Origin of the sequence: Neoasaia chiangmaiensis, assembly GCF_002005465.1 — a bacterium.
GTDB lineage: Bacteria > Pseudomonadota > Alphaproteobacteria > Acetobacterales > Acetobacteraceae > Neoasaia > Neoasaia chiangmaiensis.
Genome location: NZ_CP014691.1, coordinates 1,359,556 through 1,374,034, shown reverse-complemented (window position 1 = coordinate 1,374,034; position 14,479 = coordinate 1,359,556). Strand labels below are relative to the sequence as shown.

Here is a 14,479-nt window from a genome sequence, read left to right as displayed (position 1 = left end):
CTCCCGGAATTCAGGATAGGCAGACACGCCCGATGGTCATGATAACGAAACGACAATTCGCATCGCTTGCAGTGGCAGCCGGTGCCAGTCGTGTCCTGCCGGCTTCGGCGGCGGTAACGATCACGCCGGTGCAGGCCTCGTTGAACGAAAATCCTTATGGCCCGTCACCGAAGGTGCTCGAAGCGTTGCGCCGGGCAACAGTCACGGTCAACCGATACGGCGATGCCGGTGCGGCGGATGACCTCGTCGCGCAGATTGCGGCTCTCGAAGGGGTGGCGACCGAGCAGGTGATCCTGGGCGAGATCCTGGCGCCGCTGGGTCTCTTTCTGGCGACGACGGGGCAGCGTGGTGGCAATTTCGTCTATTCGACGCCCGGTTACGGCGCGCTCGTGGATGCAGGCCGTCCGGCTGGCACGGCGGTGAAAGGCGTGCCGTTGGGGCCCGATCTGCGTAACGATCTACCGGCGTTGGCGCGCGCCGTTACGGCCGAAACGAAAGCGCTTTATCTGGTCAATCCGCACAACCCGAGCGGCACGATCAACGCGCCGGGCGATTTCAGGCGGTTTTTGCGGGATGTCTCGACGCGGACGCTGGTCATCGTTGATGAGGCGTACCTGGAGTTTTCCTCGGCGGCGCAAAGTGCCGTGTCGCTGACGCGCGCCGGTGCGAATGTCGCGGTGTTCCGGACGCTGGACAAGGTTTATGGACTGGCTGGCCTGCCGATCGGCTATTTGCTTGCACCGCGACCGCTGGCGCGGGCATTGCGCGATGCCGGCTTCGGCGATCCGCACGAATTGGGTAGTCTGGCGATCGACGCGGCGCGTGCCGCGCTGGCGGATCAGGCCTGGGTGCGCACGGTCCGTGAGCGGATCGCTGCCAGTCGTACGCGTCTGACGCAGGCGCTTGACGATCTGCATCTGTCACATACGGCGAGCGAGGCGAATTTCGTCTTTTTCGAGAGCCCGATTGCAGCCTCGCAGGCGCGTGCGCAGCTGGCCACGCAAGGAATTGTGGTGGCCCGGGCCTTCACGCCGCTGGAAAACTGGATTCGTATCAGTATCGGAACGGATGCGCAGGTCGACAGGACAATCTCGGCCTTGCGGGACGTCTACAGGCGCTAAACCCGCAACGGCGTGGGTGTCATGGCGCCGGAGGTTCGATCGGCCAGTCGGTGCGGGCGAGTGCAGCGGGGGCCAGCCGGTCGATCGCGATGCAGAACGGCACGATCATGGCGGCAATGGCCCAGCTCCAGACGGGAACATGGTGTGTTTCGAGGAAGAATGCGACCGCCAGCTGCACGCCGATCGTCGAGGTGATGGTGATGAGGAATTGCGTGATGCCCGGCCGGGGCGCGCGTGTGGCGAAGACCGTCAGGCTCGGGACGTAGGCAGCGGCCAGCATCGCGCAGGCAATGGCCGCCGTCGCGGCGGGCAGGCGCGAGAGGGGTGTCATGCCGGATGCGCAGGCGATGCCGGTCGAGAGCAGCGCGGTGATTGTCACGGTCTGCAGGGCGCGGAACGCGTGCGCGCGATAAAGCCGGCGAGTAAAGACCGCGCGATTGCCGAACGGTCCGAGGACGAAAAGAAAAGGCCAGTCGCGCCGGGACAGCAGCCATGACGACAGGCCCATCGCGCTGATCATGCAGATGAAGCGCGGCACGCTCTGCGCACCGCTGAGCGCATCGTGCCATTGCGGCCAGTGACGGTGGGATACGGCGTTGAACGCTGTCGCGCCCAGCATGAAGACGACGGTCAGCGATATAATACCCAGCATGCTCAACAGCGGTGCCGTGGCGTCGAACGATTGTGGGACCGGCATGCGTCTCGTCCATGGTGGCTGCCAGCTGAGCACGCGTAGCACTGCGGCCGGGCGGTGGCCGATGGTTCGCGCCGGTTTCTGCTGGCGCGCCTTGCTGTCTGCCGTCGCCGTCGGCGTATCGACGGGCACGGGAGAATGCTGCAATTCGATGAAGGCCAGTGTGGCGCCGAGCACGATAAGTCCGAGTGCCACGAACCAGGGTGCTTCCAGAATCCGGTCTTGCATGCTTGGAATCATGAACATGATGAACACGAGCATGATCAGTGCGAGACGCAGCCAACGCATGCGGGAACGCAGAACCCTGGGCCCGGCAATATCGCTGCCGAGCGTCATGGGCAGCGAAACGGCCTCCAGCGCCGCGACGTTCAATGCCGGTGCGCCGACGAGCAGCATCGGCAACAGCATCGCAACGATGCCGAAACCGAGCACGATCAGGATCGCCCTGTATTCCGCTGCGAGCATTCTGGGATAGAGCGACGACAGTGGCGAGCGAACCTGCCGCCAATACTGATTGGCGATGCCCGCGAACAGCATCTGCTGGGCGAGCCACCACCATGTCGCCAACGTGGTAGGCTGATGGAAATGCCCATGCTGCCACAGCTTTGTATCATGCAGATGAGAGAAGGTCTGGAGGGCCAGCAGGACGATATAGAAACCCGCACCCACCAGTGATCCGTTTTCGCGGAAAAAGACCGGCGAGGCATAAAGCCGCAAGGCGTGCAACGTATCTTTCATCGGGACAGCGCGAGAAACAGACGTTCGATATCGGGGGTGTCGACGGCCATGCCATGCTCGACTGCGGCCATGTCGAGTTCTGAACGCCAGCCGCGCACCCACGTCGTGCCGTCATCGTTGCTGGCGAGGATTTCGACGGGCCAGTCGGCGGGTGGTGGTGCGGCGATGACGCGGATGGATTCCATGATCTCGGGAATGGTCATGTTGAGGCGGATATGGCCGCGCCGCAGAATGACGATCCGATCCGAGATATCCTCCAGATCGGAAATGATATGCGAGGAAATCAGCACGCTGGCGCCGCGACGGCGCGCATATTCCGGCAGGAGCCGCATGAAGTCGTGCCGCGCCTGCGGATCGAGGCTGGCGACCGGCTCGTCCAGTATGATCAGGTCCGGCATGAACCGCAGGGCAAGGACGATGGCGAGGCGTTGCCGTTCGCCGCCTGACAGTGATTTCACGCGTGCGGCGGGATCGAGCGCTGCCCATTCCTCCCAGACCCGGTCTTCCGGGTCGTTCGGGCGTTCACGGTAGGCGGCGAGGTAATCCATCAGTTCGCGAACGCGGAACCATGTGAAGCCCGTCAGCGCCTGTGGCACGAAACCGATGCGCGCGCGTGTTTCGGGGCTGAGTTCGGCGACCGGCTCGCCCCACAGCGTGATCGAGCCGGCGGAGGGCGTCAGCAGGCCGAGGAGGCAGCCGATCAGCGTCGTCTTGCCGGCCCCGTTCGGTCCCAGCAATGCCACGATCTCACCAGGCGGAATATCGAGATCGACACGATCGAGGATGTTTCGCTCGCCGATGGTTTTCGTCATCTGCGTGACGCGTATCGGGTCTGTCTGCCGCATGTTCCGCCATGTTCTTCCGCTAGAGTAACGAACTATTGCAGGTGGCAGACTGGCGGTCAATGTGCCGCTGCGGGGCAGGTCGCGTGAAGGTGATCGCGCCGATCGGGGATGTCATGGCGTTTATCCCGTCGACGATATTTTCGTGTCCAGAGCGGGGAGCATCATGAAGCGTTTCTACAATCACCGGGACAGCATCGTGACGGAAGCCATCGATGGGCTTCTGCGCTCGTCGGCCGGAGCGCATCTGTGTCGGCTGAAAGGTCACGACAACATCCATGTGGTGCTGCGTCGCGACTGGGATAAGTCGAAAGTTGCGATCGTGTCGGGCGGCGGTTCGGGCCATGAACCGGCGCATGCGGGGTTCGTCGGACGCGGAATGCTGACGGCTGCCGTTTGCGGGGCGTTGTTCGCGTCACCCGGCGTGGATGCGATTCTCGCGGCCATTCTGGCTGTGACGGGGGAGGCGGGGTGCCTGCTGGTCGTCAAGAACTACACGGGCGACCGGCTTAACTTCGGTCTCGCCGCCGAGCAGGCGCGTGCGCTGGGGCACAAGGTGGAGCTCGTGATCGTCGCGGATGACGTGGCGCTGGAGCGCGGCGGCAATGCACGTGGCATTGCGGGCACCGTGCTGGTGCAGAAGGTTGCGGGATACGCGGCGGAAAAAGGGGCGACTCTGGCGGCGGTGACACAGACGGCGCGCGATGCGATCGGCGCGACGGCCTCGATCGGTCTGGCGCTGACGGATGTGAATGTCTACGACCCGGAGCACGAAACGCGGCTTGAGGACGGTGAGGCGGAGCTGGGGCTTGGCATCCATGGCGAGCCCGGTGCCGAACGGATCGACATGGCGCGGCTGGATGATCTGGTGGTGGCGGCGGCGGAGAAGCTGGCGGAGCATCTGACGGGTGATCGGCAGGTTCTGATGGTCAATCTGCTCGGTGCCGTGCCGGTTATCGAGGCGCAGGCGATTCTGGACGCTGTTTCCCGCACCGATATGGCGCAACGTCTGGCTTTTGTGGTGGGACCGGCACCCTTGATGACCTCGCTGGACATGAACGGCTTCTCGCTTTCCGCCATTCCCGCGACTGCCGCGTTTACCGAAGCGTTGCAGGCAGATGTCGAACCGGCGGCGTGGCCGGGCATCGCCGCTTTCGAGGCTGTGCGGACGCAGCCCGTGCCGGCGTTGCCGGAGACCTTCATCGATGCGGCATCGAAAAACCCGACGGTCGAGGCGCTGATCCGTCGTGGGGCGAAGATACTGGTGGATAACGAAAAGGAACTGAACGCCCTCGACGCCAGGATCGGCGATGGCGATGCGGGATCGACATTCGCCGAATCCGCACGTGTGGTCCTGAAGGATATCGACCGGTTGCCGCTGGCCTCGCCACGCCAGCTTTGCGCCACGATCGGGCGGTTGCTGGCGCGCAATGCCGGGGGATCCAGCGGCGTTCTCCTGTCGATCATGTTCGCGGCGGCGGGTCAGCAGGACGACTGGCGCGCCGGGTTGCAGGCGGGCGTTCGGCGCATGCAGGACTATGGCGGGGCGTCGGAAGGCGATCGCACCATGCTCGATGCCCTGATCCCGGCGGTTGCCGCGCTACAGAAGGGCGATCTGGGTGGCGCGGCGACCGCTGCCCGGAAAGGCGCGGATGCGACGCGCGATATGCCGGCCCGCGCCGGGCGGGCGGCCTATGTTCCGGAGGAGCAGCTGCGTGCCATCCCCGATCCGGGTGCGGAAGCGATTGCGCGGTTGCTGGAAGGGCTGACGCACGCCGGATAGCGGGCCATTGGACTGGTGTCGCAACTGTCATCCGGCGTCATTGCGTCATCGATACGGTAAAGTTACCCGTCATGTCTTTCGTCAGGAGGTTAGACATGGCGATTCGAAAAAAACTGGCCGGGTTGATGTCAGTATCTGCCTGTGCGTTACCGGCGCATGCTGGCACGCCGGCGCCCTCGCAGGCCATCGATGTCGTTCATCAGTTCCTGCAAGCCGAAGTGGCATTCGAGCCTGACAAAATGGCATTGCTTATGGCGTCTGATTACACTGAAATATCGCCGGTCGGCGATGTGGACAAGCGCGCCGATGTGCTGCGGTTTTATGAACCGCGCGGCAAGGTGCCTGCCTCCGTCGCCCTGTCGATGCCGAGCGTTGTGCCGTATGGACATATCGATCTCGTGACTGTCCGGCTCGCTTTCGACCTGACGCTTGAGGGCCGGATCATCCATCGGTCGATGATCGCCAGCTTCATCCTCCGTCGGGAAGGCGGAGTGTGGCTGATCGAGCATGCGCAGTACACGCCGTATCATTCGGGGCGCCACGCGGAATGAGCGCGGCACCCCGACTTGTCGCATATTTCAGATAACGGGTGTCAGGAGCGGCTGGCCATTGAAATAGGCGACGAGATTGTCGATCACCAGATTGCCCATGGCCGTCCGCGTCTCCACCGTGGCGCTGGCGCGGTGTGCCTGAAGCACCGCGTTGTCGAGCTTGAAGAACGCTTCCGGCACGTGAGGTTCCTGCGCGAAAACATCCAGTCCGGCGCCGGCGATCCGGTTCTCCTGCAAGGCGGCGAGCAGTTCCGGCTCATCCACGACACTGCCGCGTGCGATATTTATCAGGAAGCCTTTCGGTCCCAGCGCGTCCAGCACTTCACGGTTGACGATACCCTTGGAGCGTGGACCGCCCGAGACGGCGAGGACGAGCACATCCACGTTCCGGGCCAGATCGACCAGCTTGTCGTGGAACACGTAGGGGCTGTCCTCGCGCTTGCGGGAGTTGAAATAGGCGATCTCCATGCCGAAGGCCGCGGCGCGCGTGGCGATTGCGCCACCGATCTGCCCGAAGCCGGCGATACCCAGTCTTTTGCCGGTCACGGTATGGGAATTCGGCACGGGTTGCTTGCCCCACTGACCCGCGCGCACGAAACGGTCGCCGGTGCTGATGCCGCGCAGGGTGTCGAGCATGAGCGCCATCGCCATGTCCGCCACGTCGTTGGTCAGGACGCCCTGCGTCGTGGCGACGCGAATGCCGCGACGTTTTGCCTCCACGAGATCAATGGCGTCCGTGCCGACGCCGTTCACGGAGATCACCTCGAGATTGGGCAGGGCCGCCATGATCTCCGGCTTCAGGCCGCTGCCACCGCCTGTGGTGACGCCGCGGATGCGTGGTGCGAGATCGCCCAGTTCGTCGATGCCGGAGAAAGGATGCGTGGTGAAGAAGGTTTGCAGTCGCTGTGTGATCGGGGCCGGCATGGGGTCGATCATCAGGATTTCGGTGCGATCAGGCATGAACGGTCTTCCTTCGAAATTGCCGGTAATGTTTTGTCGAACGAAAGGGATTACAGCGGAATTGCATCGAGCAGGCTGCTCACCATGCCGTGATAGCTGCCGCCGAAAAGGCGCAGATGAACCAGCGCCGGCCAAAGCCGGTAGATGGCGATCCGTTCGCGCCAGCCTGCGTCGAATGCTCCGTAGGCGGACCAGAAAGCGGCGTCCGGGCGCGCAAACAGGGTCAGCATGGCGAAATCGGCCTCTGCCGCGCCGATGCAGCAGGCAGGATCGATCAGGCCGCTGATCCGTTTCTGAGACACCAGAACGTTACCGCTCCACAGGTCGCCATGCAGCAGGACGGGTCGCGGATGCGCCGGCAGGCGGTCCGGCAGGTGTCGGGCGAGCGCTTCCAGCCGATGCGCCAGCGTTGTCGGAATATGGGGAACATGGGTCAGCAGGCGATGATCGCGCCAGAAGCGGGCCCAGTCCGCGTGCCAGCCGTTGACGATCGGTAGCGTGCCGAATGCGAAATCCGTTGCCCAGCCATACCCTGCGGCAGCGGCGACCGGCGCATCGTGCAGGCGTCGCAGGACGCTGCCGAGATCGGACCAGGCCGCTGGCAGCGTGCCGCCGCCCGGCAGGCGCTCCAGCACAAGCGTCCGGTCATCGACTGCCAGAACGTTGGGGGCGGGTGCGCCGGCCTGTCGCAGGGCGCGCAGCATGTCGGCCTCGATGGCGGGCAGGGGGCCGGTCTTGACGATGGCGCGCCGACCGTCCTGCAGGCCGATCGCCCAGACTTCCGCCAGATCTCCGCCACTGACGGGCGATGTTTCCGTCAGCACGCCATCGAGCAGCCCTGCGGCATGGCGCGGCAGGTTGAGCGTATCCCCGGTCACGACCGGTTGCGTTCGTCCAGCGTGGCGGCGGCAAGGTGGCGGCACGCTTCGGCAACGTCGCGCCATGTGGCTTCGAAGCCGGAATCCGGACCGTAATAGGGGTCGTCGACTTCCTCGCCCCGGCGATTCGGTACATGGTCGAGGAGCAGGGTGATCTTGTGGCGTATGCTGTCTGGGGCCAGGCGCAGGAGCGCGCGGCGATGGCTCTCGTCCAGGGCGAGAATATGGTCGAAACGTTCGAAATCCTCCGGCTCGACCTGCCGGGCGCGATAGGCGTCGATCGTCAGGCCGTGCCGCTGCGCGGTGGCGCGGGCGCGACGATCGGGTGGATCGCCGATGTGCCAGGACCCCGTTCCCGCCGAATCGATATCGAGGCTGAGGCCGCGTCTCGTGGCTTCGCTGCGCATTGCGGCTTCGGCAAGGGGAGAGCGGCAGATATTGCCGGTGCAGACGAAAAGAAAGCTGGGTAATTTCGGCACGGAGGCTCCTCGATATCAGGTCCGGGGAATGACAGGCGGGGCGGGTATGCTTTGAAACGGGCTGGTATCGTCATCAACCCCCGGATAGATTACGCATATGCAACACCTTTATAACCTGATCGTCGGGCTTATCGTTGGTTTGTTCAGTCTGATCGTGGCGGCGATTGCCGTCATCGAGCATGGCGCGCGCGTTGCCCTGATGCGGATTGGCATTGGCGGGGAAGCGCAGACCGCGCTCCTGGCATTGCTGCTGCTGGCCCTGATCGTCGTGGCGCTGCGTTTGTTCGGACGATTGTTCGGCGTCCTGATTGCGATTCTTCTCGTGTTGGTCCTGCTGCATGCGCTGTTCGCGCCGGGCATGTCCGGAACCCTCTCGTTTTGATTTCGTATCTACGACGTGTCATGCGCCGAGTCGGCGACTTGTGGTGTCCGCGGCGGGATTCGAACCCACGGCCCCAGGATTCATACCACTTCGGCTTTCGCCGCCGCATCGTGCGATGCGTTCGTGGTCTGGACTGTCTCTTCGCCATGGACCGGCTTGCGGTCGACAGGCGCCACCCGTTCAGTCTCTACACCTTCCCGACGGATCGGGCTTGGCTCGGGATCGGCAGGGTCTTCGACCGTCAGCTTTCCCCGAATTTGAGTGGATCCACCATGAAGTTTCCTTCATGACGCCCAATTCGTGCCTTAGGAATCCTGTGCTCTATCCTGCTGAGCTACGCGGACACGTGGCCCTAGCACTACCGGATCGTAGGGTCCGGGGCAAGCGCGATGGTGCGCATCGATGTTATGACGATAGATTCCTGCGGAACGCCAGTGCCTTGCAAACGCTAGATGCGACGACTGGCTTCTCTAGGCCAGCGACAATTGTCGTTAACCGACATTAATGCGAAATCATTTTCACTGTTCTGTGAGCTTGCAGAAAATGGCAGATATTGGGTAGTTCACGAACATTCATGTCAGACGTTTTTTTGAGATATAGATTTCTGAAGCGGCAACAAGTTCATGAAAATCTTCTAGTTCGCGATTTGTTTTGAGAGAGGTGTCCGCCATGTTCGACCTTGGGAGGCGCGGCTTGCCCAAGACCGATCCCACCCTGTTGCGTTTGCGTCTGATCGGTTCGATGGAAGCGCGGACGATGATGGGGGAGAGTGTCTTACCGATCGGTGGCAAAACAAAAGGACTTCTGGCGATTCTGGCACTGGCGGACCGAAAGCCGGTGAACAGGTCGCGGCTGTCGGAACTTCTCTGGAGCCGCCGTCCCGACGATCTGGCGCGTGCTTCGCTAAGGCAGGAAATTCACCGGCTTCTGGACGCGCTTAGCCCGCTGGGTGTCGATGTCATCGACGTGCAGCGCCATGCGCTGTCTCTCAAGCCGGTGCTGACGTCGGTGGATGCCGAACGTATCCTGACGGCTGGTTTGTCGGCTTTCGAGGAGCTTGGCGCGCCTTCCGACCTGTTGCTCAGCGAACTGAATGGCATCGACCCGGCCTTCGATATCTGGCTGGATGAACAGCGCACGCGGATCTCGCGGCATATCCAGATGCTCCTTGAGAATGTCCTGCGCGATCAGAACGATCCGGAAATCCTTCTTGATGCCGCCGATCGACTGCTCAACATGGATGAGCTGAACGAAGCGGCATGGCGCGCGCGCATGCAGGCGGCTGCATACAAGGGTGAGCATGCCCAGGCCGCTCTCTACGCGGAACAGGCCATCCGCACGTTCGAATCCCGTCTCGGACAGTCACCCGGCACGGCGACGATGGCCCTGATTGCCAACCTGCGCCGCATGCCCGCGCCTGCGAGCGCTGCGTCCGCCAATGGGGCATCTCCGGTGCCGTTGACGCCGGCGCCTGCTTCGCACGGCGGCGACATGCTGCTGCATGATTCGGCCATGCCCGATCATCTGCACATGTCCAATCCCGAAGTCAGCAGACGAATCGCCACCCTGACGATCCTGCCGATCGAAGCGGCCGGGAACGATCGGCAATACGCGGACGACATGCTGGACGCGCTGAGCGTCGCGCTGGTCAATCTCAACGTGTTCAATGTCGTGACGCCTCCCGATCCCTCGGCGCGCCATGATATGCATACCGCGCGGCGCAGTGGCGTGGATTTCGCCGTCACCGGAATCATTCGGCACGCGGTCGGGGAAGACGGCACGGTTCGGCGCAAGCTGCTGGTCCGGCTCCTGGACCTGCGTCCGAACGGCAGCATCATCTGGGCCAGCAGGATTGAGTTGCCCCAGGGCGATGAGGCCGATTTCACGGATATTCGTCACCGGTTCGGCACGGTATGTTCCAGCATCCAATGGGCCGTTTTCCTGTTCGAGGCGCGACGGATGGCCCACCGTCCGGCAGAGGATCTCTCGGCTATCGGCCTGTCGGTACGGGCGCTGATGCTGTTGTTGCGTGGTGACCGTCAGCTGCTGCTGGAGATCGTGGCGCTGGTGGACAAGGCAAGGCGCGTCGATCCGGAGCAGCCGCTTGTCGCGCTGGCGCGTGCGCTCGCATTGCATACGCAATATGCGGAAAATCTCGGTCAGTCGTCGGGAGGTGACGGTGAGCAGGCGATTATCGAGGCGCAGTCCTGTTATGCGCAATGGCCGGAAAATCCAACGGGCTGCTTTCTGGTGGCTTTCCTGAGTTGTCGCTTCGCCCATCAGATATCGCGGGCGGAGGCGATGCTCGCGGCCATGGAAGAAATGCTCACGCCTGAAGCGCTCGAAACATTCGGTATCTGCATCATGTTGCAGGCCTTCGTGGCGATGATCCAGGGCGACCGGCAGCGTGCCGTGGAACGGGTTGAAAAATATTCCGGGATGCGCACCGAGCATCCGGTTGGCGTGCTGCTCGATCCTCTGATGGTTCAGGTTCTGTTTTTCTGCGGCAAGGAAAAGGCGGCCATCCAGATGGGCTCGATGATTACGGGCCTGTATCCACGCCGTGCCTCGGTGCTGGTTTATTACCTCGCGGCGCTTGGTTTCTCCGGTATGGCGGTCGAGACGACGATGGCGCGCGAACAGCTTCTGTCGTTGATTCCGGGCCTGACCGTCGAGCAGGTGATGGGTGCGCATCAGTATCTTCCCGCCATGGCACGGGATCGGCTGGCAGCCGGCCTTCGCCAGGCGGGATTGAACGCCGATTGACAGCAGTCGGCGCGGCGCGCTTGGCGCAGCGGCCCCGGCAGGATATGAAGGTCGGCCAACCAGCCTCGGCCGCTCATGAAGGCAGAGGATTCCGCCACGCGCCTACAGCCGGCCTATAGGGACAACATGACGCCTCGTTCGCAGCCGACCGGTTCTCTCCCCTCCGTCTTTCGTTTTGCGCCATTCGCCGCCCTGCTTCTGCTCGGCGCCTGCGGTGGTTCACGCGATCCGAGCAGCCTCGCGGCGCCGCGTAACCATCTGATGGGCGTTGATCGCAGCGCTACGGGTGGTGACGACCAGTTGCAGGGCGGCGTGAATGCCTATCTGTGGCGCGGCGCGCTGGACACGCTCTCCTTCATGCCGTTCGCATCCGCCGATGCGGTCGGCGGCGTCATCCTGACGGATTGGTATCAGCCACCGGCCAGCACGGACGAACGTTTCAAGATCGCAGCCTATATCCTCGATCGCCGTCTGCGGTCGGATGCGCTGCGGGTCTCGGTATTCCGGCAGGTTCGCCAGGGCGGCGAATGGGTGGATACCGCGCCGGCCAACAACACGGTTTCCGACATCACGACGCGTATTCTTTCCCGCGCGCGCCAGCTTCGCGCTGACAACGGACACAGCGATAACTGATTGCGCGTTTTTCTACTGACAGGGCGCCGCGGTGGCGCAACGATACGGACGATATGAACGAACAAGACACGGCCAGTTTCGATTTCGCCAAGGCTGAGCCGCGCTGGCAGGCGGAATGGGCGCGCACGCGTGCTTTCGCCGCCGAGGATCATCCGGCTGGTGACCGGCCGAAGTATTATGTGCTGGAGATGTTCCCCTATCCATCGGGGCAACTCCACATGGGGCATGTGCGCAATTACACGTTGGGTGACGTGGTGGCGCGTTACAAGCGCGCGCGCGGCTTCTCGGTCATGCACCCCATGGGCTGGGATGCGTTCGGTCTGCCGGCGGAGAATGCGGCGCGTGAACGTGGCGTGCATCCGGGGCAATGGACGATGGACAACATCGCGACCATGCGCGGCACGCTGCAACGTCTCGGCTTTTCGCTGGACTGGGAGCGCGAGATCGCGACCTGTCTGCCCGACTACTATGGGCATCAGCAGAAGCTGTTTCTCGAAATGTGGCGCAAAGGTCTGGTCGAGCGTCGCGAATCGTCGGTCAACTGGGATCCGGTCGACCAGACCGTTCTGGCCAACGAGCAGGTGGTGGACGGGCGTGGCTGGCGTTCTGGCGCGCTGATCGAGAAGAAACGTCTTTCACAGTGGTTCCTGGCGATCACGAAGTTCGCCGAACCGCTGCTCGACGGTCTGCAGGCGCTGGATCGCTGGCCTGCACGGGTCCGGACGATGCAGGAGCGGTGGATCGGGCGCTCCGAAGGGGCGCGTGTGCGCTTTCCGTTGCACTCTCCGCCAGCGGGCTATGATGCCGATCTGGATTCGGTGGAAGTGTTCACGACGCGTCCCGATACGCTTTTCGGCATGAGCTTTGTTGCCATTGCGCCGGATCATCCGTTGGCGGCGAAGGTCGCGGCCGGAAATCTGGACGCGCAGGCGTTTGTCGTGGAATGCCAACGTCTCGGGACATCCGAGGAAGCGATCGAGGCGGCAGAGAAACGGGGTTTCGATACGGGTTTGCGGGTTGCCAACCCGTTTGCGCCGGATGAGACCGCGCCGATCTGGATCGCCAATTTCGTGCTGATGGAATACGGCACCGGCGCGGTGTTCGGCTGTCCGTGCGGCGACCAGCGCGATCTCGATTTCGCACGCAAATACGACCTTCCGGTCAAACCGGTCGTCCTGCCGCCCGGGGCGGAGCCCGCGTCCTTCACGATCGGCAAGCAGGCGGTCAGCGGCGACGGCACGCTGTTCAACTCCGGCTTTCTGGACGGATTGAGCACTGTCGAAGGCAAACGCGAAGCCATCGATCGGCTGGAGGCCATGGGCGTCGGCCGTGGTGTCGTCAACTGGCGCCTGCGTGACTGGGGCATATCGCGTCAGCGTTACTGGGGCTGTCCGATTCCGGTCGTGCATTGCGACACCTGCGGTGCCGTGCCGGTTCCGGACGATCAGTTGCCCGTCGTGCTGCCGGAAGACGTGACGTTCGACAAACCGGGCAATCCGCTGGACCATCATCCGACATGGAAGCATGTCGATTGTCCGCAATGCGGCAAGCCGGCGCGACGCGAGACGGATACGTTCGATACTTTCGTGGACAGTTCCTGGTATTTCACGCGTTTCACCGCGCCGCATGTCAGTACCCCGACGGACCCGGTGGCGGCGAATGCGTGGCTGCCGGTCGATCAGTATATCGGCGGCGTGGAGCATGCGATCCTGCATCTGCTCTATGCGCGTTTCTTCACGCGGGCGATGCATGAGACGGGTCATGTCGCCGTGGACGAGCCGTTTGCCGGCCTGTTCACGCAGGGTATGATTACGCACGAGAGCTATCGAGATGCCGATGGCTGGCTGGCCCCGGAAGACGTGGAGCGCACGGCGGACGGGATCGTCCGTCGGGATAACGGACGACCGGTGACCGTCGGTCGTTCCGAGAAGATGTCCAAATCCAAACGCAACACCGTGTCGCCCACCGCGATCATCGAGCGGTTCGGTGCGGACACGGCGCGCTGGTTCGTTCTGTCCGACAGCCCGCCGGAGCGGGACATGGAGTGGACGGAAGCGGGCATTGCCGCTGCCGCGCGGTTTGGCCAGCGACTGTTCCGTCTCGTGGCGACCGTCGCGGCGCGGGATGCGGGCGACAGCGCTCATGGCGAGGGTGGTGACGACCTGCGGCGCGTGACGCATCGTACCATCGCTGCCGTGACAGAGGCGCTGGAAGGTTTTACGCCGAACGTAGCGGTCGCCCGTCTGCATGAGTTGACCTCGGCGCTGGCGGAAGCGGAGAAGTCCGACGCGCCGGGTCTGGCGGCGGCGCGTCGTGAGGCTGCGCTGACGCTGTGCCTGCTTTGTGCGCCGATGCAGCCGCATCTGGCGGAGGACATGATGGCGCTGCTGGAGCCGGGTGGTGCGCTTGTCACCGAGCGGGCCTGGCCGACGGCGGAAGCGCAGTGGCTGGCGGTGGATCGGATCACGATGGGCGTGCAGATCATGGGCAAGTTGCGCGGGACGATCGACGTCGCGCCGGGTGCGGCGGCGGACGAGGTTCTGGCTTTGGCGGAAGCCGAGCCGAACGTGGCGCGGATGCTGGCGGGCAAGCGCATCGTCAAGCGCGTGCATGTGCCGAATCGCATCGTCAACTTTGTTGTGGCGGGCTGAG

At 63.4% G+C, this 14,479-nt stretch carries 12 protein-coding genes; 7 read left to right on the top strand and 5 right to left on the bottom strand.

Going from position 1 to position 14,479, the window contains the following annotated elements:
- The first annotated feature begins 38 nt into the window (after positions 1-38).
- Positions 39-1,121 carry a pyridoxal phosphate-dependent aminotransferase gene (locus A0U93_RS06525; RefSeq protein WP_211274054.1) on the top strand — a complete coding sequence of 361 codons (1,083 nt, stop codon included), beginning with the start codon at positions 39-41 and terminating at the stop codon, positions 1,119-1,121.
- Between the two features lie 19 nt (positions 1,122-1,140).
- On the opposite strand, the gene A0U93_RS06520 is transcribed toward A0U93_RS06525, so the two are convergent.
- Together A0U93_RS06520 and A0U93_RS06515 are read right to left on the bottom strand one after the other, a co-directional pair.
- Positions 1,141-2,553 (bottom strand): hypothetical protein, encoded by a 1,413-nt coding sequence (locus A0U93_RS06520; protein WP_077806626.1) that lies wholly within the window; start codon positions 2,551-2,553, stop codon positions 1,141-1,143.
- Positions 2,550-3,398, bottom strand: coding sequence for an ABC transporter ATP-binding protein (locus A0U93_RS06515; RefSeq protein WP_077806625.1), 849 nt, complete (start codon positions 3,396-3,398; stop codon positions 2,550-2,552). Before A0U93_RS06515 ends, A0U93_RS06520 begins: the two co-directional genes overlap by 4 nt.
- Before the next feature lie 163 nt (positions 3,399-3,561).
- Between A0U93_RS06515 and A0U93_RS06510 the strand changes: the two genes are divergently transcribed.
- Together A0U93_RS06510 and A0U93_RS06505 are read left to right on the top strand one after the other, a co-directional pair.
- Positions 3,562-5,178, top strand: a complete 1,617-nt coding sequence (locus A0U93_RS06510) for a dihydroxyacetone kinase subunit DhaK (protein WP_077808381.1) — start codon at positions 3,562-3,564, stop codon at positions 5,176-5,178.
- 95 nt (positions 5,179-5,273) lie between these two features.
- The gene (locus A0U93_RS06505) at positions 5,274-5,729 is read left to right on the top strand and encodes a nuclear transport factor 2 family protein (RefSeq protein ID WP_169852708.1); all 456 of its coding nucleotides are present in this window, start codon (positions 5,274-5,276) and stop codon (positions 5,727-5,729) included.
- A 27-nt stretch (positions 5,730-5,756) separates the two neighbouring features.
- Here the strand turns inward: A0U93_RS06505 and A0U93_RS06500 are convergent, their stop codons facing one another.
- Genes A0U93_RS06500 through A0U93_RS06490 form a run of 3 tightly spaced genes read right to left on the bottom strand, consistent with a single transcriptional unit; the run spans position 5,757 to position 8,046 of the window.
- Complete coding sequence (locus A0U93_RS06500) at positions 5,757-6,689, bottom strand: 2-hydroxyacid dehydrogenase (RefSeq protein WP_077806623.1); 933 nt, start codon at positions 6,687-6,689, stop codon at positions 5,757-5,759.
- 50 nt (positions 6,690-6,739) lie between these two features.
- The gene (locus tag A0U93_RS06495) at positions 6,740-7,567 is read right to left on the bottom strand and encodes a fructosamine kinase family protein (protein ID WP_245825129.1); all 828 of its coding nucleotides are present in this window, start codon (positions 7,565-7,567) and stop codon (positions 6,740-6,742) included.
- The gene (locus A0U93_RS06490) at positions 7,564-8,046 is read right to left on the bottom strand and encodes a low molecular weight protein-tyrosine-phosphatase (RefSeq protein WP_077806621.1); all 483 of its coding nucleotides are present in this window, start codon (positions 8,044-8,046) and stop codon (positions 7,564-7,566) included. The genes A0U93_RS06495 and A0U93_RS06490 overlap by 4 nt, the downstream gene beginning before the upstream one ends.
- A 97-nt stretch (positions 8,047-8,143) precedes the next feature.
- Between A0U93_RS06490 and A0U93_RS06485 the strand changes: the two genes are divergently transcribed.
- The 4 genes from A0U93_RS06485 to leuS all read left to right on the top strand — a co-directional run bounded on the left by A0U93_RS06485 (position 8,144) and on the right by leuS (position 14,478).
- The gene (locus tag A0U93_RS06485) at positions 8,144-8,428 is read left to right on the top strand and encodes a hypothetical protein (protein ID WP_077806620.1); all 285 of its coding nucleotides are present in this window, start codon (positions 8,144-8,146) and stop codon (positions 8,426-8,428) included.
- Between the two features lie 669 nt (positions 8,429-9,097).
- A complete protein-coding gene (locus A0U93_RS06480; RefSeq protein ID WP_077806619.1) occupies positions 9,098-11,194 on the top strand; it encodes a BTAD domain-containing putative transcriptional regulator in 2,097 nt (698 codons plus the stop codon).
- Positions 11,195-11,320: 126 nt separating this feature from the next.
- Positions 11,321-11,827 carry a DUF3576 domain-containing protein gene (locus tag A0U93_RS06475; RefSeq protein WP_077808380.1) on the top strand — a complete coding sequence of 169 codons (507 nt, stop codon included), beginning with the start codon at positions 11,321-11,323 and terminating at the stop codon, positions 11,825-11,827.
- A gap of 53 nt (positions 11,828-11,880) precedes the next feature.
- Positions 11,881-14,478, top strand: a complete 2,598-nt coding sequence (gene leuS, locus A0U93_RS06470; protein WP_077806618.1) for a leucine--tRNA ligase — start codon at positions 11,881-11,883, stop codon at positions 14,476-14,478.
- Position 14,479: the final 1 nt, after the last annotated feature.